20 protein-coding genes and 1 other RNA gene are annotated in these 22,781 nt (G+C 68.7%); 12 read left to right on the top strand and 9 right to left on the bottom strand.

All coding sequences use genetic code 11. From position 1 onward, the window contains the following. Nucleotides 1–21: 21 nt before the first annotated feature. Both C457_RS17070 and C457_RS17065 read right to left on the bottom strand, forming a co-directional pair. Complete coding sequence (locus tag C457_RS17070) at nt 22–1,311, bottom strand: dihydroorotase (RefSeq protein WP_008096613.1); 1,290 nt, start codon at nt 1,309–1,311, stop codon at nt 22–24. A gap of 114 nt (nt 1,312–1,425) precedes the next feature. Continuing rightward, a complete protein-coding gene (locus C457_RS17065) occupies nt 1,426–2,112 on the bottom strand; it encodes a lipoate--protein ligase family protein (RefSeq protein WP_008096611.1) in 687 nt (228 codons plus the stop codon). A 54-nt stretch (nt 2,113–2,166) separates the two neighbouring features. Between C457_RS17065 and C457_RS17060 the strand changes: the two genes are divergently transcribed. Both C457_RS17060 and C457_RS17055 read left to right on the top strand, forming a co-directional pair. Further along, nucleotides 2,167–3,078: a hypothetical protein gene (locus C457_RS17060; protein ID WP_008096609.1), complete on the top strand. Its 912-nt coding sequence runs from the start codon at nt 2,167–2,169 to the stop codon at nt 3,076–3,078. A gap of 219 nt (nt 3,079–3,297) precedes the next feature. Continuing rightward, nucleotides 3,298–3,999 (top strand): helix-turn-helix domain-containing protein, encoded by a 702-nt coding sequence (locus C457_RS17055; RefSeq protein ID WP_008096607.1) that lies wholly within the window; start codon nt 3,298–3,300, stop codon nt 3,997–3,999. A 200-nt stretch (nt 4,000–4,199) separates the two neighbouring features. On the opposite strand, the gene C457_RS17050 is transcribed toward C457_RS17055, so the two are convergent. After that, nucleotides 4,200–5,327 carry a hypothetical protein gene (locus C457_RS17050; RefSeq protein ID WP_008096605.1) on the bottom strand — a complete coding sequence of 376 codons (1,128 nt, stop codon included), beginning with the start codon at nt 5,325–5,327 and terminating at the stop codon, nt 4,200–4,202. An 83-nt stretch (nt 5,328–5,410) separates the two neighbouring features. After that, nucleotides 5,411–8,002, bottom strand: coding sequence for a PAS domain S-box protein (locus C457_RS17045; protein WP_008096603.1), 2,592 nt, complete (start codon nt 8,000–8,002; stop codon nt 5,411–5,413). Between the two features lie 114 nt (nt 8,003–8,116). On the opposite strand from C457_RS17045, the gene C457_RS17040 reads away from it, so the two are divergent. Continuing rightward, a complete protein-coding gene (locus C457_RS17040) occupies nt 8,117–8,602 on the top strand; it encodes a PaaI family thioesterase (RefSeq protein ID WP_008096600.1) in 486 nt (161 codons plus the stop codon). Between the two features lie 54 nt (nt 8,603–8,656). Here C457_RS17040 and C457_RS17035 read toward each other — a convergent pair whose 3' ends face one another. Further along, entirely contained in the window at nt 8,657–9,229 is a 573-nt protein-coding gene (locus C457_RS17035; RefSeq protein ID WP_008096598.1) for a cysteine hydrolase family protein, read from the bottom strand. A gap of 99 nt (nt 9,230–9,328) precedes the next feature. Between C457_RS17035 and C457_RS17030 the strand changes: the two genes are divergently transcribed. From C457_RS17030 to C457_RS17020, 3 genes are all read left to right on the top strand, one after another. Further along, nucleotides 9,329–10,774 (top strand): Hvo_1808 family surface protein, encoded by a 1,446-nt coding sequence (locus C457_RS17030; RefSeq protein WP_049913680.1) that lies wholly within the window; start codon nt 9,329–9,331, stop codon nt 10,772–10,774. Nucleotides 10,775–10,819: 45 nt separating this feature from the next. Next, nucleotides 10,820–12,250 (top strand): Hvo_1808 family surface protein, encoded by a 1,431-nt coding sequence (locus tag C457_RS17025; RefSeq protein ID WP_008096596.1) that lies wholly within the window; start codon nt 10,820–10,822, stop codon nt 12,248–12,250. A 116-nt stretch (nt 12,251–12,366) separates the two neighbouring features. Beyond that, nucleotides 12,367–13,524: a nicotinate phosphoribosyltransferase gene (locus tag C457_RS17020; protein WP_008096595.1), complete on the top strand. Its 1,158-nt coding sequence runs from the start codon at nt 12,367–12,369 to the stop codon at nt 13,522–13,524. An 88-nt stretch (nt 13,525–13,612) separates the two neighbouring features. Here the strand turns inward: C457_RS17020 and C457_RS17015 are convergent, their stop codons facing one another. Next, on the bottom strand, nt 13,613–14,215 hold the full coding sequence (locus C457_RS17015; protein WP_004976452.1) for a TIGR00296 family protein: 603 nt from the start codon (nt 14,213–14,215) through the stop codon (nt 13,613–13,615). Nucleotides 14,216–14,365: 150 nt separating this feature from the next. Here C457_RS17015 and rnpB point away from each other — a divergent pair. From rnpB to C457_RS17000, 4 genes are all read left to right on the top strand, one after another. After that, nucleotides 14,366–14,797: RNase P RNA component (gene rnpB, locus C457_RS17390), an RNA gene on the top strand. Between the two features lie 125 nt (nt 14,798–14,922). Then, nucleotides 14,923–16,047 carry a hypothetical protein gene (locus C457_RS17010; RefSeq protein ID WP_008096594.1) on the top strand — a complete coding sequence of 375 codons (1,125 nt, stop codon included), beginning with the start codon at nt 14,923–14,925 and terminating at the stop codon, nt 16,045–16,047. Nucleotides 16,048–16,155: 108 nt separating this feature from the next. Further along, a complete protein-coding gene (locus C457_RS17005; protein WP_004976450.1) occupies nt 16,156–16,467 on the top strand; it encodes a hypothetical protein in 312 nt (103 codons plus the stop codon). 232 nt (nt 16,468–16,699) lie between these two features. After that, nucleotides 16,700–17,932: a digeranylgeranylglycerophospholipid reductase gene (locus C457_RS17000; RefSeq protein ID WP_008096593.1), complete on the top strand. Its 1,233-nt coding sequence runs from the start codon at nt 16,700–16,702 to the stop codon at nt 17,930–17,932. A gap of 81 nt (nt 17,933–18,013) precedes the next feature. On the opposite strand, the gene C457_RS16995 is transcribed toward C457_RS17000, so the two are convergent. After that, nucleotides 18,014–18,367 carry a hypothetical protein gene (locus C457_RS16995; RefSeq protein ID WP_008096592.1) on the bottom strand — a complete coding sequence of 118 codons (354 nt, stop codon included), beginning with the start codon at nt 18,365–18,367 and terminating at the stop codon, nt 18,014–18,016. 85 nt (nt 18,368–18,452) lie between these two features. On the opposite strand from C457_RS16995, the gene C457_RS16990 reads away from it, so the two are divergent. Further along, nucleotides 18,453–19,685 carry an MBL fold metallo-hydrolase gene (locus C457_RS16990; protein WP_008096591.1) on the top strand — a complete coding sequence of 411 codons (1,233 nt, stop codon included), beginning with the start codon at nt 18,453–18,455 and terminating at the stop codon, nt 19,683–19,685. 50 nt (nt 19,686–19,735) lie between these two features. Here C457_RS16990 and C457_RS20725 read toward each other — a convergent pair whose 3' ends face one another. Both C457_RS20725 and C457_RS16985 read right to left on the bottom strand, forming a co-directional pair. After that, nucleotides 19,736–19,876 (bottom strand): hypothetical protein, encoded by a 141-nt coding sequence (locus C457_RS20725; RefSeq protein ID WP_008096589.1) that lies wholly within the window; start codon nt 19,874–19,876, stop codon nt 19,736–19,738. Nucleotides 19,877–20,044: 168 nt separating this feature from the next. Next, nucleotides 20,045–20,428: an SHOCT domain-containing protein gene (locus C457_RS16985; RefSeq protein WP_008096587.1), complete on the bottom strand. Its 384-nt coding sequence runs from the start codon at nt 20,426–20,428 to the stop codon at nt 20,045–20,047. Between the two features lie 238 nt (nt 20,429–20,666). On the opposite strand from C457_RS16985, the gene C457_RS16980 reads away from it, so the two are divergent. Further along, a complete protein-coding gene (locus C457_RS16980; RefSeq protein WP_049913679.1) occupies nt 20,667–22,775 on the top strand; it encodes a sensor histidine kinase in 2,109 nt (702 codons plus the stop codon). The last annotated feature ends 6 nt before the right edge of the window (nt 22,776–22,781 follow it).

The following is a 22,781-nucleotide window of genomic DNA, read 5'->3' as shown; positions in this document are numbered from 1 at the left end:
TCGGTCGGTTTCCGCCTCCGGTCAGTCGCGGACGTTCTCGCCTGCGACTTCGCCGAACCCGTCGCCGCCCCAGACGAACTCGCCGCGGAGCATCGTCCACTCGGGGAACACGCCGGTGTGGCCCTCGAACGGGGTCCAGTCGCACTTCGAGTGGAGGTCCGCGCCGCGAATCTCGCGGGCGGCGTCGAGGTCGTACAGCGCGAGGTCGGCGTCGGCGCCCGCCTCGATGCGGCCCTTGCGCGGCAGGTCGAACACCTCGGCGGGGTTCGCGGCGACCACGTCGCGGACTCGTTCGACGGTGAGGTCGCCCTCGACGACCGCGCCCAGAAGCAGGGGCACCATCGTCTCGACGCCGGGGACGCCGCTCGGGGCGTCGAGAAGCGACTGTTCTTTCTCCTCGCGAGTGTGGGGCGCGTGGTCCGTGGCGACCATGTCGATGCGGCCGTCGGCGAGGCGCTCGAACATGGCCTCGCGGCGCTCTTCGGAGCGCAGCGGCGGATTCATCCGACCGTAGGTGCCCAGTTCGGCGAGGTCGTCGCGGGACAGAAACAGGTGGTGCGGCGTCGCCTCGCAGGTCGCGCCGCCGTCGCGGGCGGCGTCGACGCCCTCGGGCGTGCTCGTGTGGGCGACGTGAATCTGCGCGCCGGTCTCGCCGCCGACGCGGACGGCGCGCTCGACGGCGGCTTCTTCGGCCTCGGCGGTGCGGTAGGCGCTCCACGCGTCGGCGTCGGCGTCGCGGCCGACCCCGCCGAGGTCGCCCTCGATGGCGGACTCGTCGAACAGGTCGGCGTCCTCGGCGTGGACCGTGACTGGCACGCCCGCCTCGCCGGCGCGTTCTGCGGCCTCGGAAAACAGGTCGGCCTCGATGCCCATGTCGCCGGTCGAGTCGGCGAGGAACACCTCGCCGAGGGCGAAAAGCGGGCGGTCGAGGAGGCTGTCGGGGTCCCAGTCGGCGGTGACGCCGCCGTTGATGCCGTAGTCGATACACGACTTCGCGGCGCGCTCGGCCTTCGCGTCGAAGCCCGCGCCGTCGGTCGTCGTCGGGTCGGTGTTCGGTTGGTCGGCGACGGTCGTCACGCCCCCCGCGGCGGCGCTCCGCGCGCCCGTCTCCCACGTCTCTTTGTGTTCGAATCCCGGTTCGCGGAAGTGGACGTGCACGTCGATAGCGCCCGGTAGAAGCAGGTTCTCTTCGGCGTCGACGGTCTCTTCGTCGGCGACGGGGTCGAGGTCGCCGACCGCCTCGACGGTCCCGTCCTCGACGCGGACATCGACCACGCGGCCGTCGGCCAGCGTCGCGTTCTCGATTCGCATACGAGGGGGTGCGACGCGCCGGGTGCTAAGTCCGGCGGTTCGGGTAGTGACCGCGGTTCGGAGAGCGGCCGCGGCCGGCCGCGTCGGCGCGTCGTCGGTTACGCCCGGAGTCGCTCACGCGATGTCGACCGCGTCCTCGACTCGGGTCGCCGGGTCGCCGACGAAGACGGCTTCGAGGGCGTCGCAGACTGCGTCCGAACTCGCCGGGCCGCCGGCGTCGGCGACGCTGCCCACCGAACCCGGGTCGAAGGGGACCTCGATGGCCTCGTAGACGGGCGCGAGCACGTCGGCAATCTCGTCGCGGTCGGCGACGACGACCACGCCGGAGACGAGCGCGCTCTCTTTTCGGACCCGCTGGGCGATACCGCAGAGCTTCCCGCCCGCTTGGACCGAGTGGTCGCCGGGGCAGTACGAGTTCGCTGGCTCGCCCCGCCGTGCGGGCACGCCGAGCGTTCGCAGGGCGCGGACGACGGCGGTCGTTCCGGCCTCGTACCGCGCGTCGAGTCCGCTTCGGGCGTCGTCGAGCGGGAGCGCGTGAGCGAACGCGACGGTGGTTCCCGTGTAGGCCACGGCCCGGCCGCCGACGGAGCGCTCGATTGCCGGAAACCCGCGCTCCTCGGCGGCGGCGACGGCCTCGTCGTACCGCGGGGCGCGGGTGTCGCGCCTGCCGAACGCGAGCTGTCGGTGCGGCGTCCACGCCCGGAAGGCCGGTTCGCCCGTTTCGCCCGCCTCGCGGAGCATGGCCGCGGTGACCGCCCGGTCTGCGTCTCGGTCGGGCCCGCGGCCGCGGATGACGCGCATGCCCGAAGGAAGCACCCCGACGTACCTAAGCACACCCGTCCCGTCCCGACGACCATGCTGCGACTGCCGCGGTCGGTCCTCTCGCACTTCGAGCGCTTCTCGCTCTACAACTCGCCGTACCCCGCCCACGACAGCGGCTGTGCCGTCGACCTCTACGTCGCGGACGACGACCCGGTGGCCCGCTCGCCCGTCGCGGGCGTCGTCCGCGAGACGCGGACCGTCCGCGCGCCCGACAAGCCCTACGCCCACGACGACGAGTACCTCGTGCTCGTCGACGTCGACGCCGAGGCCACCGGGCTGGACTGGCTCGGCGACGCCGGTGACGACCCCCGCGACGGACTGGTGGCGCGAATCCTCCACGTCCGACCTGACGTCGCCGCGGGCGACGAGGTCGCGGTCGGCGACTCACTGGGACGACTCGTCCGCTCCGGCTTCTTCGCCCCGTGGGTCGCGAACCACGTCCACCTCGGCTTCCGCCCCGCGGACGCGAATCAGCACCGCGCCCGGGGGTCGCTCCCGGTTTCGACCGACGTGACCGTCTCGCCGCTCGACTGGGACGGGACGGGAACCGTCGTCGAGACGGCCGAGACGTTCGTCGTCCTCGACGCCCCGACGCGCGCCGATGCGGACGTCGGACCGGACGAGTTCGTCGGCCTCGCCAGCGACGAGGGCGTCGTCCTCGACGGGGGCCTCGCCCACTACGGGTTCGGTGGCACGCTCTCACCCGTCGCGGACGGGCAATCCCTGTCGCTCCTCGGCGAGCGAGTCGGTCGGACCGCCGGCCGGGACGTTCCGTGGGCCGACTTCGACGTGCTCGTCGACGGACTTCGTATGACTGGGTTGTCATTATTCGCGTCCCGAATCGACTTCGGGACCAAGGTCGTCTGTCCCGGCCACGACCTCGCCGTCGGCGACGAGGTGTCGGTCGCGATTCGCCCCAGTGACGACCCGGTGCGCCTCGATTGATTCGACAGAAATGATTTAATACTAACACGAACGCGCCGCCCGGTGCCGACCGACCGACTCCCTCCATTTTGGGGTTAGTTTTTAAATGCCTTTACTATGAAAGGCCGAGCCTCCGCAAAAAATATCCTTCGCTCGTCCGTATTTTTCTCTGTTTGTGAGACTCGATATACGAACGTGCACCGTCGTTTCGGTCTTCGACGCCGCCGTCTCCGTGCCGCGATGACCGACGACCGCGACACCGGGTACGAGGTCGAACTCGGTCACCCGCTGGCCGGCGTGTCTCCCGATGCGACGCTCGAAGACCCCGAATTCGAACTCACGTTCGTCGGCGGTATCCCGGTGTCGGGCGAGCCGGTTCCCTACTTCGTCGCCCGCGGGAGAGACCGCGAGGAGCTCGACGACTTCCTCGACGACCACGTGAACATCGAGTGTTTCGAGCCGGTCTCCGACGGCCCCGAGGGACGGCTCTACCGCTGTGAGTGGGCGACTCACGAGGGCGGCATCATCTCGGCGATTCGCGACTGCGACGGCATCGTCCGGCAGATGGTCGGCACGAGGTACGGCTGGTCGCTGTCGGTGTACTTCGCGTCGAACGAGCTGACCACCCGGTTCCACGACGCGTGTCTCTCCCGCGACATCGATATCGACGTGCGCCGGGTCGAACCGGCCCGCCTCGACGAGCGCCACCCGCCCGACAGCGACCTCTCGGAAAAGCAACTCGCGGCGCTTCGGCTCGCCTTCGAACGGGGTTACTTCGAGACGCCGAAAGAGACTGGCCTCGACGAGATCGCGAGCCGACTGGGCATCAGCGAACAGGCGCTCTCACAGCGACTCCGGCGAGCGCTCCGACACCTCGTCGGCTCGGCGATAGACGATATCGACGATATCGACGACATCGACCGCGACTCGCGGTCCGAGTGAAGAGCCGACGACGCGTCAGAACGGGACCGTGGTGGGGATGTGGCAACCGGGCGCGGATTGCCACGGTGGTGTCGAGAGTGAACCGCGACGGAGGCGACCTGCGGTCTCTCCGGCGGTGCGCCCGTGTGGGGGGGGCCACCGACGCATATCGGTACGCTGATTCTAGTAATATATCTGACCCTTGTGTGGACAATCGGTATTTAAGCGGCGTCGAAGTAATCGAGGTACTCCGAGGCGAACGCACGGACCTCGTCGTACGTCGGCGGCGACCCGTTTCGGACGAAGTGTCCCGCGACGGCGTTGCCGACGACGAGGGACTCCGCGCGGCCGAGGTCGAGGACGTGCGCGAGCGCGAGTCCGGCGTTGAAGTGGTCGCCGGAACTCGTCGTCAACACCGGGTCGTCCGTCCGGGGAACGCCGACGGTCGCGGCCCCCTCGTCGTCGATGAGGTGGGCCGCTTCGATGCCGTGGCCCGCGAAGCGGCTGACGCCGAGGTGGTCGAACGCCGCCTGCGACTCGCGGCCGAAGTCGTCGCTCTCGACGCCCGCCAACCGCGCGAGATAGCGCGTCTCGTAGCGGTTCGCCGACGCGACGACGCGCACCGCGTCGTCCAGCGCGGACACCTGTTCGACGCCCGCGGCGACCACCTCGGGCTCCCGCTTTCTGAGGTCGCCGGGGTCCAAAAGCAGCGTCTCCGGCGGGTCCGACAGCGTCGGCCACAACTCCTCGCGGAGGCCGCGGGCCACGTCCGGTAGCTCGGGCATCTCCGACCAGTAGCCCATCCCGACGAGTTCGGTCCCGTCGACCAACTCGGCCAGTCGGTCGAGGCCGACCCGCGACTCGATTCCGGCCCAGTCGAGCGTCATCAGCGCGCCGATTTCGGTGAGCATCAGCTTCCCGTCGTCGAACTCGACGGCGTCGGTGTAGCCGGGCGACCCGAGCGTCTCCAGCGGGAGGTGGCCGAACTCCTCGACGAACGGCTCTTCGACCGGGTCGCCGAGACAGCCGACGACCCCGGGCTCGAACTCCAGTCGGTCGAACGCGCGGGCGAGGTGACTCACGTGCCCGCCGGTTCGGACGTTCGACTGAATCCACTCGAAAGAGAGCGAACTCTCGGCTTCGACCGAGTCGTTCACGCGGTCGGCGAACGCTTCGAGCGTCGGCACCCGCTCGTAGGCGTCGGCCGACTGCCGCTCGGAGACGAACTCCCGAACGCGGTCGATGTAGCCGTCGAACCCGAACAGCACCCGCCCGCCGTCGACGGTCTCGGGGAGCGACTCCCGGCAGGATTCGACCGCGCGGACCGTCGTCTCGTCTGGGGTTTCCATGGCGCCCCGTTCGGACGACCCCCAATTAGTGTTGCCGCCGGCGGCGACACTCTCGCGGCGTCAGCGGTCGTTTTCGGAGGCCGTCAGCGGTCGCTCTCCGTCGTGATTTCGAACCGCGCGCCGCCGGCGTCGCTCTCGACGAACCAGACGCTCCAGCCGTGGGCGTTCACGACGCTCATGACGACGCTGAGTCCGAAGCCGGTCCCCTCCGAACTCGTGGTGTAGCCCGCCTCGAAGATTCGGGGGCGGTCGTCCGGCGGAATCCCCGGGCCGTCGTCTTCGACGTAGAACCCGTCGCGGTCGCCGAGGGGGCCGACGCTGACGGTCACGTCGTCGCCGCCGTGACGGATGGCGTTCGAAAAGAGGTTTTCGAGGAGCTGTCTGAGCCGCCCGCGGTGGGCGTCGACCGCGACGTCGCCGTCGACGGTGAGCGTCGCTTCCGGCGCGTCGCTCGCGGCGGTCGTCCACGCTTCCTCGGCGACGGAACCGAGCGACAGCCGTTCGGCCTGCTCGACCGTCTGGCCGTTTCGCGCGAGCGCCAGCACGTCCTCGACGATGCCGGCCATCCGCTCGTGGGCGTCGGCGACGCGGTCCAACTCGTCGCCGTCGTCCCGCTCGCGAGCGAGTTCGAGGTAGCCCATCGCCGCGTTCAGCGGGTTCTTGAGGTCGTGGGAGACGACCGACGCGAACGATTCGAGCTGCTCGTTCTGGCTGGCGAGTTCGCGCTCGCGCCGCCGCAGGAGCTGTTCGCGCTCGACCCGGTCCAAGACCGCGCGGGTGTTGGCGGCCAGCACCTTCGCCAGCGCGATGCGCTGGTCGGCCAGCGAGCCCTCGTCGAGGGAGGCGACGAAGAACACGCCGTGGTCGTGAATCGGAACGATGAGCTCCTCTCTGACCCCGGCGTCGAGGATGAACCGCTTCGGGTTCGACTCCACGTCCCGGTAGAGGTTGTGCTCGCCGCGCTCGAACACCTCCCACGTCAGGCCGGTCCCCCGCGGAATCGGCGGCACGTCGCCGAATACCTCCCACGCCTCGTCGGTGAACGCCGCGGGGACGAGCGCGTCAAGCGACTCGTCGTACAGGAGGACGCCGCTAATCGCGTAGTCGAGGACCTCGGTGGCGGCCTCGCGGACGATTTCGGCGACCTCCTCGCGGCTCGTCGCGCCCGTCAGCCGCCGGGTCGAGGCGTGGAGCGCGTTGAGCCGCCGTTCGTACCGCTTTCGCGCCGTGACGTCCGTCGAGATACCCACCGCGCCTTCGACAGCGCCGTCGTCGCCGACGATGGGCGAGACGGTGAACTCGACCACGTAGTTCCTCGCCGGAAGCGACAGCTCGATTTCGAACCGCTCGCGGTCGCTCTCGCCGTCGAGGATGGCGTCGAGGGCGGCCTGGGCGCGTTCGTACTGGTCGGCGGCCAGATACCCGGCGTCGCGGAGCGCAGAGATGTGCCGGCCGACGAACGCCGACATGGGGATGGTCGTCCGCGACAGCGCGGTCTCGTTGATGAACTGGACGACGCCTTCGCCGTCGACCACGTACGCGCCCTGCCCGATGCTCTCGACGATGGTTTCGTACCGTTTGAGCCGCTGTTCGTAGCTCCGCTGCTCGGTCACGTTCCGCGAGGTGACGACGAACCCGCCCACCGAGGTGTCCGCCTGGTTGCTTCCGACGGATTCGAGCCACGTCCACGACCCCTCGGCGTTCCGGTGGCGGTACCGGACGGGGTCGGTCCCGTCGGCCCCCGTCTGGAGCGCGTGGTCGAAGACGGCCTCGACGCGCTCCCAGTCGTCGGGGTGAATCACGTCTGAGACGCGTCTTCCGACCAGTTCGCCGGGGTCGAAGCCCAGTACGTCGGCGGCGGAGGGGCTCTGGTACTTGATTCGCCCGTCGGTCCCGACGAGGGTCACGAGGTCGCGCGCCAGCTCCACGAGGCCGCGGAACTGCGCCTCCGTCGCCCGCTGTTCGGTCACGTCGCGCATGGAGACGAGGACGCCGTACGAGCCGTGGTACTCGATGTCCTTGACGTTCGCCGCACACTCGCGGACGTCGCCGGCGGCGTCGACGAGGCGGACCTCGTAGCTCACGGGCGCGTCGCCGCCCCGCCGTCGCGTCTCGGAGATGCGCCTGACTTTCTCCCGGTCGTCGGGGTGGATGACGTCCAGGAGCGCGGTCTCGGCGAGTTCGTCGTCGCTCCGGCCGGTGAGTTCGGTCAGCCGGCGGTTCCAAAAGCGGAAGTCGCCGTCCTGCGCGATGAAGATGGCGTCGTGGCTCTGCTCGACGACAGTCCGGTACAGCGAGTTCGAGTCGCGCCCGCTCGACGCCCACCGTGAGAACTCGATGGTGCGCTCGATTCGCGCGGCGACTGCGGCGGCCGCCTTCCGCGTCTTCGGCAGGCTGACGACGATAGCCCCGCTTCCGTGGGCCGACCCGCCGGCGGCCGCGGTCCCGCGGGTGACGAGGAAAAAGACGGGGACGACGCCGACTCGGTCGCGGACGCGGGAGACGAACTCGGTGTCCACGTCGCCGCAGAGGACGACGCCGCCGACCCCGTCGTCGAGGGCGTCGAACACCGCGTCCGGTCCCGCGCAGGTCTCGGTCGTGAAACCGCGTCGCTCGACGGCCTCGACGAGGTCGACGGGGCACTCGTCGACGAGGACGACGCGGGAATCGCTCATACCCGTACCAGTCCGGGAAACTGTATATATCTCACGTGATACCGACCTGACGAGTGTCCGACGAGACCGCCTCCGACCGTCGGTTACATGCCATTTGACACACTCGTTCGTGACATGACCGAGGACTTTCCCGCCGAGGCCGCGGCAATCGTCCAGCGGCACATCGAGGACGAACACGGCTACCTGTCGTGGCTCAACACCCGCGTCGACGCCATCGAGCGCGGCCGCATCGTGATGACCATCCCGTACGACGAGAAGCTCACTAACACCGTGTCGCCGCCGACCATCCACGGCGGCATCGCGGCGACGCTCATCGACACCGCGGGCGGCATCGCCCTCCGAACGATGCTCGACGACCCGCTCGCCGGCGGCGTCGCCACCATCAACCTCAACGTGAACTACCTGCGGCGGGCGTCGGGCGACCTGACCGCGGTCGCCGAGGTCGTCCGCGCCGGTGGGTCGGTCGGCGTGAGCACCATCACCGTCGTCAGCACCGACCCCGAGGAGGACTCGGACGTGGCCGCCCGGCAGTCGCCGTCGAGCGACTGGAACGACGCCGTCGCCACCGGACAGGGCGCGTACCGGCTCTTTCGGGAGTGAGGAGCGGCTACGGTCGCAGCCGCGGCCGCAGTCGTGCCCAGCGGGGCCGTCGACCTACTCGAACGCCACGTCCGCGAGGGTCGCCGTCTCGCCGAACAGCCAGTCGGCGTGGTCGACGGCGTACTCCTTGTGCCCCGCCTCGATGTAGCCGAGCGCGTCGGTGACGAGAATCGGCCGGTAGTCCCGCAGGCCGGCGCTCCCGGCGGTGTGGAGGACGCAGACGTTCGCCAGCGTGCCGCAGACGAGCAGGTCGTCCACGCCGTGGCTGTCGAGCCACCCCTCCAGTTGCGTCCGGTAGAACGCGTCGTAGGTGTGCTTCTCGACGACGAGGTCCTCGTCGCGGACGTCGAGGTCGCCGTGGAGGTCGGCGTCCCACGTCCCCTCGACGACGTGTTCGCCCCAGCGCTCGAACTCGTCGTAGTAGTGGTTGCCGTCGAACTGTTCCGGCGGGTGGACGTCGCGGGTGTAGACGACGTGCGCGCCGGCGTCGCGGGCGGCGTCGACGAGGTCCGTGACGGGTTCGATTGCGGATTCGCTCCCCGGCGCGAACAGGCTCCCGTCGGGGTGACAAAAGCCGTTCTGCATGTCGACGACGACCACCGCGGTTCGGTTCGGGTCGAGTGCCATACGCGTCGGTTGCGCCGGGACGACCAAAACAGTACGCGCCGCCCCGATTCGACGCTCGAACCCGACAAGGTACTTCACTCCGGAGTCCAAGGGTACGATATGCGAACGACCGGTCTCCGCGCCGTTTTCGCCGCCCTACTCTTGGTTCTCGCCGGCTGTGCCGCCCCCACGGCCGCGCCCGGCGGTGACGCGCCGCCCGCGACGCCCGACCCGGACAGAGACGGATTCGCCGACCCCGACCGGGACGTGCTCGGCTGGGAGGACGGCTACTGGTACGACGAGGCCATCGACGTCGACCAGTCCGACGGCCTCAACGAGTCCGAGATGGAGGCGTACGTCGCCCGCGGGATGGCCCGCGTCGAGCACATCCGACAGTTGGAGTTCGACGAACGCGTCCCCGTGGACGTCATCTCCCGCGCCGACTACCGCAGCGGCAACGCCGGTGGCTCCGGCTCGGCCGACTCCGAGTTCAACCGCTGGAACGACCAGGTGTGGGAGGCGCTCTTTATCACCGGCGAGTCGACCGGGAGCGCGAGCGCCATCTCCGAGACGACCGGGAGCTCGGTCCTCGGCTTCTACTCGCCGTCCGACGACGAAATCAAAATCGTCACCGACTCGACCGACGAGCCGACCATCGACAACGCCACGCTCATCCACGAACTGGTTCACGCCCTGCAGGACCAGCACTTCGACCTGACCGACGCCCGCTTCCGCGGCGAGACGCAGGACGGTGATCTCGCCATCGACGGCATCGTCGAGGGCGACGCCAAGTACGTCGAACGGCAGTACGTCGAGCAGTGCGACGCCGGCGCGTGGGACTGCGTCGTCACGCCCGCCGCGGGCGGCTCCGGCGGCGGGTCGGGCGGTGGCGGTCCAAACCTCGGCATTCTGCTCACTATCTACCAGCCGTACTCCGACGGCCCGGTCTACGTCCACGACCTGTACGAACAGGGCGGTTGGGAGGCCGTCAACGACGCCCTGCGCAACCCGCCGGCGTCCACCGAACAGACAATCCACGTGACCGACGAGTCGCCCCGCCCCATCTCCTTCGCCGACGAGGGGACGAACGGCTGGACCACCTTCCCCGAACAAGGCGTCGAGGGCTCCGACACGGTCGGCGAGGCGTCGATGTTCTCGATGTTCTGGTATCAGGCCCGCACGTCCGGCGCGCAGACCGTCCGCGTCCAGTCCATCCTCGACACGAACTCGCGGTACGACACGTACAACTACGACGCCGCGCCGTCGAACGGCTGGGCGAACGACCGCCTGTTCCCCTACCGCAACGAGGCCGGCGCTGAGACCGAGTACGGCTACGTCTGGGTGACCGAGTGGGACACCGACGGCGACGCACAGGAGTTCCACGACGCCTACCTGAACATCCTCAGCGCCAACGACGCCAGCCAGCGGGACGACGGCATCTACGTCATCGAGGACGGCTCGTTCAACGACGCCTTCCGGGTCGTCCGCACCGGCGACCGCGTCGTCATCGTCAACGGCCCGGCACCCGCCGACGTGGACGAGATTCGACCGGGGCTCGCGTCGTAACCCCCGCGTCGAGACGCTTTTTCGTCTCCCGCCCCTGCACTCGCTATGAATCGCCGCCGCCTCGCCGCAGTTCTCTCAGCCCTTCTCCTCGTCGTCGCCGGCTGTGCCGCCCCCGTCGCCGACCCGGACGCCGCGGGAGACGCGCCCAACGACGCGGACGGGACCGCGGACCCGGCCGACGACTGGTCGTGGCCCGACGACCCGCCGACCGACCGACTGGGCTGGGAAGCCGGCTACTGGCACAACGAGTCCATCGCGGTCAACCAGTCCGACGGCCTGAACGCGACGGAGCGCGAGGCGTTCGTCGCCCGCACGATGGCCCGCGTCGAGGTCGTCCGCGAACTGGAGTTCGAAGAGTCCGTGCCGGTCGAGGTCATCTCGCGCGCCGAGTACCGGAATCAGTCCGAGGAGCCCGCCGACCCGGTCCACAGCGACTGGAACGACCAGGTGTGGGAGGCGCTCCTGTTGGTCGGCGAGGACCGAACTATCGACGAGGTGTTCGACGAGCTGTACGGCGGCGCGGTGCTCGGCTACTACTCGCCCTCGGAGGACCGCATCGTCATCGTGAGCGACGACGACCAGCCGACCATCGACCGCCGGACGCTCGCCCACGAACTCCACCACGCCCTGCAGGACCAGCACTTCGGACTCGACGAGTCGCCGTCGACGCAGGACGCCCAACTCGCCGAAAACGGGCTGGTCGAAGGCGACGCCCGCTACGTCGACCGGCTGTACGAGGAGCGCTGTGAGACCGAGTGGGAGTGCGTCCCCCGGCCGCCGGCGAGCGGTTCGGGAAGCGGCTCGTACGACTACCCGGTCTTCCTGACCATCTACGCGCCCTACAGCGAGGGTGCGACGTTCGTCTCGGACCTGCGCGAGCGCGGCGGCTGGGCCGCTGTCGACGACGCCTACGCCGACCGTCCGGCCTCGACCGAACAGATTCTCCACCCGAAGCGGTACCCCGACGAGCGCCCGGTCGAAGTGACGGTCGAAGACCGGTCGTCGGCGGCGTGGACGCGCTACGACACCGACCCCGTCGCCGACACGGTCGGCGAGGCGTCCATCTTCGCCACGTTCTGGAAGCACCGCGCAATCGACCGGGCGCGGCTTCAACAGGACACCGGCGCGTACTCGCCGTACAACTACACGGCCGGTCCCTCCGAGGGCTGGGCCGGCGACGCGGTGGTTCCCTACCGGCCGGCGTCGGACGAGACCTACGAGACGAACCCCCACGAGCGCGGCTACGTCTGGCAGACGGTCTGGGATACCGAGGCGGACGCCGAGCAGTTCGAGCGGGCCTACGTGACCTACACGCTGAAGCTCCGCCTCGGCGGGTCGTACGCGGGCGAGGACACCTACCGCGTCGACGACGGCCCCTTCGCGGACGCCTATCGGGTGACGAGAGAGGGGAACACCGTCACCATCGTCAACGCACCGACGGTGGAGCAGTTAGACGAGGTTCACCGTCGGGAGTGAACCCAGCGGCCCGGAACCGTGGTGGAGCTGTCGCTCCGATTCGTCGAAGAAAATTCCTCTTCGACGCACGTGACCGATTATACACCTTTTTCATCGGCCGGGTGGAATCCGCGCCAATGAGTGACTTCGATATCGTCGGTCCCGAGGCCATCCGCGGCGGCGTCGCGACCGACGCCTACTTCGAGCGGACCGAGGCGACCCTCCGACACGCGGGCAAGAACCCCCGCGTCGTCGCCGAGGTGACGGCCGACCAGTTCCCCGACGGCGACTTCGAGCTGTTCGCCGGCGTGAAAGACGCCGCAGAACTGCTCTCCGGCCGCGATATCGACGTCGACGCCATGCCCGAGGGCCTGCTGTTCGACGGCGGCCCCGTGATGCGAATCGAGGGTGACTACCTCGACTTCGCCCGGCTCGAAACCTCGCTTCTCGGCTTCCTCTCGCACGCGTCTGGCTGTGCGACGGCCGCCCTCGAAGCCCGCGCGGCGGCCCCCGACTCGACCGTCCTCTCGTTCGGCGCGCGGCACGTCCACCCCTCCATCGCCGCGATGGTCGAGCGGAGCGCCCTCGTCGCCGGCCTCGACGGCTTCTCGCACGTCGCCGCCGGCGAGATTCTCGGGAAGGAGGCGTCGGGGACGATGCCCCACGCGCTTCTCATCGCCTTCGGCCGCGGCAATCAGGCGGAGGCGTTCCGCGCCTTCGACGAGGCCGTCGACGAGGACGTGCCGCGAGTCGCTCTCTGCGACACCTACGGCGACGAGACCGAAGAGGTGCTGCAGGCGGTCGAGACGCTCGGCGACGACCTCGACAGCGTCCGCCTCGACACCACGTCCTCGCGCCGCGGCGACTTCCGCCACATCGTCCGGGAGGTCCGCTGGGAACTCGACGCCCGCGGCCACGAGGACGTGGGCATCTTCGTGAGCGGCGGCCTCGGGCCGGCGGAACTCCGGCACCTCCGGGACGTGGTCGAGGGATTCGGCGTCGGCGGCTACATCTCGAACGCCAACCCGGTTGACTTCGCGCTCGACATTGTCGAAGTCGACGGCGAACCCACGGCCAAGCGGGGCAAGCTCTCCGGCGTGAAGGAGGTCTACCGCACGGCTGACGGCGGCCACCACGTCGCCCTCCGCGGGCGGCCCGGCCCGACCGACGGCGAGGCGCTCCTCGAACCGCTCATCCGCGACGGCGAGGTCGTCTCGGAGTTCGACTGCGACATCGACGCGGCCGCGACGCGGGCCAGAGAAGACGCCGAGTTGGTCGGCTTCGGCGACGAGTAAGACGCGTTCTCGTTTTGCGGCGACGCTCGGTGCCGTCGCTCGCCAGTTTGGTTCTCCCCCCAAGGAGTCGAGTCGTCGCCGCGACGACTTACAGCGCTTCGACGCTCCCGCCGTCGTCGCGCTCGCGGAAGACCTGCCCTTCGAACAGGGTAATCATGGTGTCGTCGTCCTGCCACGCCAGCGGCGACAGGCCGGCCTTGCGGCAGGCGTTCGTGAGGAACTCCTCTTTCGACCAGCCGAGCTCGATGGGCAGGGTCGGGTACATCCAGCCGTGGGTGCCGCCGGCGTCGATGGCGACCCCGTGCGTGCCGAGTTCGATGTCGGCGACTGGGTCGTTAGTCAGCGTGTAATTGTTGACGATACAAACAGAGATGTTCAGATTCGGGAGTTCGGGTGCTTCGATTTCGGTTTGGCACGAGTCGCCCGACGCGGCCTTGATGGCCGCGTCGACGATGGCGTGACCGAGCTGGTCTTTCCCCCGATATGCGCCCGCACAGCCCCGCAGCCGACCGCGCCCACGTGTCGACTTGATGCGGACGAACGCCCCGGTTCGGGCGTAAAACGCGTCGCGCATGCTGCCCGGTTGCTCTCTCTGTCCGTGAAGAACGTACGATTCGACCGATTCCCGCGCTAGTTCGACCGCCCGCGCCCCATCCTCGTAGGTGAGGTGTACGGTCTGCGCCTCGGACATATTATCATTCAAGTTCTGTGGTGACTTCAACGCTTCCCTCGAATGTTATCGGGTTGTTATGTAGAATCGGTGCCACATAACGGGCGACTAAACCCGCGTATGACCCCGTTAATCGAACCGCTTATCCGACCGACCGGACTAGGGTAGGTCGGCAGAGAGAGCCCAGTTCCCGTGCCCGAGACGGGCATGAGGAAAGTCCCCCCACCGTCCGAACGGGTGACCGGGCGCAAGCCCGGAGTCGGAGACGGCTGGCGCTGGAACAGAAACGAGACCGCTCGACTTGACCGATGATGCGCGCGCGACGGCTCCGCCGTCGCCGGCGCGGACGGTTCTCCCGTCCGCGTGCGAACCGACCCGTAAGGGAAGGGAGTTAACCCGCAGAGGGAGTGAGATGGCGTCGCCATCTCTGATGGTCGAGAACGGATGGAACGGCGAATCCTCACCGGTGCAAGTCCGCGCCGCGAAGGTAGTTCGGACGGCGCGTCGGGTTCGCCCGTCGCGCCCTCGGGGCTCGCCCCGAGAAGGACGCGGACGCTGAGCCGAATGCTGGGACGAACAGAAGGGGGCTTACTCCTCTCAGCCGCTTTCGAACGCTGAGCGGCCGCTTTACCGGCCGAATCGCGGTGTCTGGCTCCGACAACCGAGCGACTGAACCGCCCCGGGGCCGTCGGGAAACGCTCTTGACCGTTCGCCGCCGCAGTCTCGGTATGCGCGGTTCGACCCTCCTCGTCGCGGTGCTCGTCGTCCTCGCCGGCTGTGCCGCACCGGTGTCGACCGGAAACGACGCGACGACTGCGACGACTTCGACGACTTCGACGACCGCTCCGGCCGCGACGACCACCGAAACGCCGTCGACCGCAGTCTCGACTACTGCTCCGCCAGCGACCGCGACTGCAACGCCGACCGCGTCGCCGACGCCCGAGCCGACAGAGACGTTCACGCCCGCCTCCGGCTACGGCCCGTGGGGCTCCGAGCCGGTCGTCGTCGCCGTCGAGGCCGCCGCCGCCGACCGCGACTACACCGCGCTCGTGAGCGAGGCGACGACGTTCTGGGAGGCGAACGACGCGCGGTACCTCGGCTACGAGGTCGACTACGAGGTCGACGCCGACGCCCGCGACCCGGACATGGTGGTCCGCTTTTCCGACACCATCCCCGAGTGTAGCGGACAGGCCGACGCGGTCGGCTGCGCTCCCTACATCACCCGCGCTCGGCAGATAGACCGCCCCGAAACGGTCTACATTCGGACCGGCTTCGGCGACGAGTCGACGGTCGAAATCATCGAACACGAACTCGGCCACACCCTCGGACTCGCCCACGGCGACGAGCCGGCCGACCTAATGAACGCCACGGGTATCCTCTATACGCTCCCGCGGACGAACGCGACCGAGAAGGCGTTCCCGTGGGACGACCCGAACTTCACGGTTTACGTGGACGACGCGAACGCCTCGGACCCCGACGCGGCCCGCGAGCAGGTCCGTCACGCCCTCGATTACTTCGCCGACGGCGCGCCGGGGATGCCCGACAACCTCACCTACTCCTACGTGGACGACCCGGCGGACGCCGAGGTTCGCATCTCCTTTGCGGACTCCTCGCCGTGCGCCGCGGGCGCGGTCTCCTGTGCCGCCGCCAGCGGCTACGACCCGGACGGGGACGGCGCGTTAGAGACGTATGGTAGCTACCGGGTCATCCTCGTCGACCTCGACACCGAGGCCGTCGGCTGGCACGTCGGCTACTGGACCGCACACTACCTCGGCGCGGAGGCCGACGACGAAAAGCCAGAGCCGTTCCGGAACGCGACGTACAACGAGCGCCGGAGCGAGTGGTGGACGTAGTGCCGTCGCCGCGTCGCCCGCGCCGGCGCGTTTCGCGCCGAAAACGGCGGTGCTCGTCCGGTCGAATCGGCCGAGTCCTTCTTTGGGACGGCCCCCGTAGGAGCAGTCGTGATTCCCACCGACAGGCACGGTGACGCCCACGCCGCCTTCGACGAGGAGTCGTTCCGCGACGCGCTCGCCGAGTTCGGGGGCACCGATGCGGAGCGTCGGGTCGTCGCGCGCCAGGCCCGCGACCTCGCCGACTCGGGGCAGGCCGAAGCCGACCGCGGCGCGGCGCTCACGGGCGACGAAATCGTGCGGAACATGCGCGACGCGCCAGAGGGCGGCCCCGCGACGCGCTGGAACTGGTGGCTCGGGGCGCTCGAAGCCGCCTACGGCGGCTACCGCGAGTTCCAAGTCCGCCGCATCCCGAAAGCCTGAACGTCGTCTTCCCTGCCGTTCCGTGGCTCCATGTCCGTTCTTTCGCTTCTAGCGACAGCGATACGCCACTTTCTCGTCGCTGTCGTCGCGTCCGAGTGTCGTCTCGGCCGGGTGCGGCCCGACCGGACACCCCCGTATTTCCGACCGTTCAAAACCAAAGCAGATTACACGCTTGTTACAGAAAGGGTGTGTAACGCGTACGACCAACCCTACCGGTGATGCCTACTCTACAATGACAGACAACTACGACGTGATTATCGCAGGCGCGGGCCCTGCAGGTGGACAGGCGGCACGAGACCTCGCCGCCCGAGGCTACGACGTGTGCGTCCTCGAAACCGAGTCCGAAGACGAGTTCCCCTCCAGAAGCAACAAGTCGACCGCCGGGACGTTCCCGTCGACGATGGCCTCGTTCAACATCCCCGACGAGGTCGTGATGAACTTCACCGACGATGTCGTCTTGGAGTCCCCGAACCACCACTACCACCGGCACCAGCCCGGTGCGGTCCTCGAGTTCGCGGACTTCAAGAACTGGCTCGTCGACGAGGCGGAAGCCGACGGCGCGGAGTACCACTTCGACGCGCGCGTCTCCAAGCCGATCATGGAGGGCGGCGAAATCGTCGGCGTCCGGTACAACGGCGACAAGGAAGTGTACGCCGACATCGTCATCGACGCGACCGGACCGAGCGCGCCGCTCGCCAAGGCCCTCGACGTGTGCGACCTCAATCGCCAGAAGCAGGCTATCGGCATCGAGTTCGAGTTCGAGGGCATGGACCTCGCGCCCGAGGGCTACGGCGACCTCACCGACGCGATGATGCTTCGGCTCGACCACGACATCGCGCCCGGCGGCTACTCGTGGATATTCCACACCGGCGGCGACACCGCGAAGGTCGGCGTCTGCTACATCCAAAACGAGGGACACCGCCACAACGCCAAGTCGGGCTACACCATCGACGACTACCTCCAGTACTGGCTTGACACCGACCCGCGCTTCGCGAACGCGGAGCGCATCGCGGGCAAACAGCACCGCGGTTCCGCGCACATCCAGCTTCCGGGCCGCATGAGCACGGACAACTTCATGGCTATCGGCGACACGGTGCCGACCGTCGACCCGCTGTGGGGCGAGGGCATCGACAAATGCATGCGCTCGGGCCGGGCCGCGGCCGCGACCGCCGACCGCGCGCTCACGAACTCCGACCGCGACACCTCGGCGTCCGAACTCGCCATCTACGACCAACTGTGGCACGAGCGCGTCGCGCCGAAGGTCAAAAACCGCCTGTTCATGACGGAGATGCTCTACCGCGCCTCCAACGAGCGCTACGACAAACTGCTCGAAGACCTCCATCGCCTCCCCAACGAGCAGTTGGACGCCGCCAACGGCGGCAGTCCCCTCGCCATGTTCCGCATGCTCAAGTTCGAAGACCTCTCTATCCTCGCCTCGACCGCGAGGGACTGGTTCTCGAACTGAGCGCCGGACGGAACGGGCATCTCTCTCGGTCCCCGCGGTTCTCGTCTCTCGTCTCGATGCGGTCTCTCTTCTCTCCGCCGCTCACTCGCTTTCGTCGCGCTCGTCGCGCTCCCCGCCGCCGTCGCCGAGCGTCGCCAGCGCGTCGGCCAGTGCCGCCCGCGCCGACGCGACGTGTTCGTCCGCCGCCTCGTCTTCGGTTTCGCCGACGTTCGACAGCAGGTGTTCGACGTGGCCGAGTCGCCTCCGAACCACGTCGTCGTCCGGGAGCGGGCCGACCGCGAGGTCGCCCGCGACGGCCTCCGCCTCGCCGAGCCACCGGCTCGCCTCCTCGCGGACGGGTCGGGTTGCCGTCGCGGCGAGTCGGTCGTGGAGCGTCGTCACCAGTCGGTCGAGGTCGTCGCCACCGCGGTGGGATTCGGGGTCGGAGCCGGTCACACCTCCGAAGACGGCGGCCGGCGTGAAAAGCGTCGAGTGCGGCGGGACCGACGAGCAAAAGCCCCTCCGGTCGGTACTGCCGGCAATGAAACTCCAGTTCCTCGGCGGGGCCGAGGAGGTCGGGCGCAGCGCGATTCTCGTCAACGAGTCGCTGCTGCTCGATTACGGGATGCTGACCGGGAACCCCCCGCAGTTCCCCGTCGGCTCCGTCGAGCCCGACGCCGTCGTCGTCTCGCACGGCCACCTCGACCACGTCGGGACGGTCCCCTCGCTCCTCTCGGGCGACGACTGGCCGGCGGTCCATTGGACGCCGCCGACCGACGAACTCGCCCGGACCCTCGCGCGCGACACGCTCAAACTCCACGGCGGGAGCTACAACTGCCCGTTCACCGAGACGCACGTCCGACGGATGACCCAGCAGTCGGAACATCACGACTACGGCGAGACGTTCGCGGCCGCCGGCCACGAGGTCACGTTCTACAACGCGGGGCACATCCCCGGCAGCGCCCACGTCCTCGTCGACGACGGGGAGACGCGCCTGCTATACACCGCCGACTTCCACACCGACGACCAGCGGTTGGTCTCGGGCACGACCGACCGCCCGGACGCCGACGTGGTCATCTGCGAGTCCACCTACTCCGACGTGGAACACGACGACCGCGCGACCGTCGAAGAGCGGTTCGTCGAGTCGGTGCGGACGACCGTCTGGGAGGGCGGCACCGTCGTCGTCCCCGCGTTCGCCATCGGCCGGACGCAGGAGCTTCTCATGGTGCTCGACGCCCACGACATCGACTGCTACGTCGACGGCATGGGGACGCGCGTGCTGCGGATGCTCCGGAACCACCCCGACTACGTCCGCGACGCGGCGGCGCTCAAGCGGGCGAAGTCGAACGCCCGAATCGTCTCGGGTCGAGACGGTCAGCGAAAGCGCATCGCCCGGCAGAACTCGGTCATCGTGACGACGAGCGGGATGCTCTCGGGCGGCCCGGCGATGACGTACATCCCCGAGATTCGGCGAGACCCGACGAACAAAATCTGTCTCACCGGCTATCAGGTCGAGGGGACACCGGGCAGAGAACTGGTCGAACGCGGCCGGTGCGAACTCAACGGCGGGGTCGTCCCCGTGGCCGCTCGCGCCGAGATGTACGACTTCTCCGCCCACGCCGACCGGCACGGGCTCCTGTCGTTTCTCGACGACTACCGCGGCGCGCCGGTGTTCGTGAACCACGGCGACCGCTGTGCGACGTTCGCCGAGGAACTCCGCGCCGACGGCTACGAGGCCGCGGCTCCAGAAATCGGAACGACGGTCGAGGTCTGAGGCGCGCGGCGGCCAGCGCGGAGCGACCCGACGTCTCCGGTCTCCGGCGCTCAGTCGCGCTCGTCGTCCGTTTCCGGGACCTCTATCGACCGGCTCGCGGCGACGCACGCGGACACGCGAAGTCGCGTTCGCCGCGACCGAAAGCGACCGAGGAACGAGTCGAACGCCCCATCGGATGAATCCGAACTCATGATTTTAGGTTGGCCTAAATAATATTAGTCGTTGCGGTCGGCGTGCGCACTCTCTCCGACGGAGTCGGCCGTGCACCGACTCCCCGCGACCGCCTTTCGCCGACCGCTACCTGGCCGGAACCCCTTCGTTTCGCCTGCAACGCGACGACCGTCCCGAGTTCCGACGCGTCAGTCGCGTTCGAGTCGCTCGCGGCGGCGGTCGAACTCCTCGTCGTCGATGTCACCGCGGGCGTAGGCCCGGCGGAGTTCGTCGAGCGCGTCGTCGCCTCCGTCGCCCCCGTCGCGCAGGGCGCGGAACAGGAGGACGCCCCCGCCGACGACGACTGCGAGGACGAGCAGTTGGCCGAACAGTCCCATCCCCCACATCCACCACGGGACGGTCCCGCCGGTTCCGCCGTGCATCCACGTGTCGTGCATCCAGCCGCCGCCCCACCCCATCGGCATGCCGCCGCCGAGGCCGGCCATCCCGAAGAGGACGGGGAGCGCGAACAGCGCGGCCAGCGCGAGCAGGACGATGCCCGCGAGTCGCGTCGAGTCGTTTGTTGTCGTCATAGTGTTCACCGGAGCGGTGGTGTCCGCCCCACAGGTGTCAGTACGCGCTCCACGTTTAGGTCGATTGTCGCTTCGAGCCTTCGGCTCCGCCGTCGGCAAAGCTTCTATTCCGCCGCTTTGCGTCGCCCTGACTTTGGAATCTTCGACGCGGGTGGGCGCAGCGTTCGCTCCCCGCCAGTCGTGATTCTTCGCCGACAGCTGTCGGTTCATACTTGAACCTCGCTGTCCTCTCGCCGGTATGCCTGGTCGGTTGAACGTCCTCGTCGTCAGCGGGGACGCCGCCGTTCGCGAGCGTCTCGCGACCGAACTTCCCGATTCGGTCGGCGACGCCACGACCGACGTCCGCGTCTCGACTGCCGACAGCCTCGACGCGGTTCACGCGGTGCTCGAACGAAGTCGTATCGACTGTCTCGTCGTCTCGACCGAGGTCACCGACTCGGAGGGGCGACCGCTCGTCTCGAAACTCCGCGTCGACGGTGTGCCGCTCGTCTCGTTCGAGCGGCCGACCCCCGACGAGCACGACCTCGACAACCTCGGGCACGTCGTCTACGACGCCGCCCGCAACACCGTCGGCTCGCTCGACCACCGCGCGCTCTTCGAGGCCGTCAACGTCGGTCTCGCGGTTCGCAACCTCGAAACGCTCGAACTCGCCGACATCAACCAACACTATCTGGACATCCTCGGCATCGACCGCGCGTCGGTCATCGACACGACCCCCGCTCACGTCACCGCGGACGTTCCCGGTTACGACGCCGAACGCGCCCTCGACGAGGTCGAGACCGCCCGCGAGGAGGGCGAACACGTCTTCACGTGGCCCATCGAGAACGCATCGGGTGACACCGTCTGGATTCGCGTCAGCCTCACCGTCGCCGAGATATCGGGACGAGACCGACTCATCTCGACGGTCGAGGACGTGACCGAAGAGCGCCAGCGCGAACGCGACCTCGAGGCGTTCAAGGGCGCGGTCGACGCCGTCGACGCCGGCGTCACCATCACCGAGAACGACCGGCACACGTACGTCAACGAGACCGCGGCCGACATCTGCGGCTACTCGGACCCCGAGTCGATGCTCGGGACGGGCTGGGGCCACCTCCACGACGAGTCGGAGCTCGAACGGCTCAGAGAGACGATTCCGCCCGCACTCGAAGCCGACGGCAAGTGGCAAGGCGAGGTGGCGATTCGCCGGCCCGACGACGAGCTCGTCCCGGTTCGGTTCTCCATCACGTCCCTCGAAGGCGACCGCAACGTCATGGTCTTCCAGAGCCTCTCCGAGCAGAAGGCGCGCGAGGACGAACTCGAACGGAGCCGCGACTTCCTCGAACGCACCCAGCGCATCTCGAAGGTCGGCGGCTGGGAACTCGACCTCACGGCCGACACGCTGGCGTGGACCGACCAGACCAAGCGCATCCACGAGGTGCCGCTCGACTACGAGCCGAACGTCGACGACGCCATCGAGTTCTACGCCGCCGAGGACCGCGACCGGGTCCGCGAGCTGTTGGACCGCTGTCGGTCCGAGGGCATCCCGTGGGAAGACGAGTACCGACTGGTGACCGCAGAGGGGTCGGAGCTGTGGGTCCGTACCCGGGGCGAACCGGTCATCCGCGACGGCCGGGTGGCGGCGCTCAGAGGGACGATTCAGGACGTGACCGCCCGCCGCACCCGCGAGCGCGAACTCGAGCGGACGAACGCCGAACTGGAGGCGCTCAACCGAATCGTCCGCCACGACATCCGAAACGACATGGCCGTCGTCGTCGGCTGGGCGGAGCTACTCCGGGAACACGTCGACGGAGCGGGCGCGGACATCCTCTCGCGCATCCTCTCGACGGGTCGCCACACCATCGAGATAACCGAGGTCGCCCGCGACCTGATGGAGACGATGAGCGGCGGCGGCGTCGAGACGCGCCCGATGTCGCTCGTGAACGCCGTCGAGCGCGAACTCGCGGTCCGCCGCGAGGCGTTCCCGCACGCGACGTTCGAGGTCGACGGCGAGATACCCGACGTGGCGGTGCGCGCGAACCCGCTCATCGCGTCAGTGCTTGGCAACCTCTTCAACAACGCCGTCCAGCACAACGACGGCAGCGCCGTCGTCACCGTCTCGGCGACCGTGGACGACGACGCCGACATGGCGGTCATCCGCATCGCCGACGACGGTTCGGGTATCCCCGACGCGCGGAAGTCGGTCGTCTTCGGTAAGGGCGAAAAGGGACTGGAGAGTACCGGAACCGGCCTCGGGCTCTACCTCGTCCACCAACTGGTCGACTCGTTCGGCGGCGAGATTCACTTCGAGGACAACGAACCCGCGGGCACGGTCGTCGTCGTCTCGCTCCCGCTCGCGTCGGCGGACTGAGCCGAG

The organism is Haloferax prahovense DSM 18310, assembly GCF_000336815.1.
GTDB lineage: Archaea > Halobacteriota > Halobacteria > Halobacteriales > Haloferacaceae > Haloferax > Haloferax prahovense.
The sequence above is the reverse complement of the archived record's forward strand: the minus strand, read 5'-3'. Positions and strand labels throughout refer to the sequence as shown.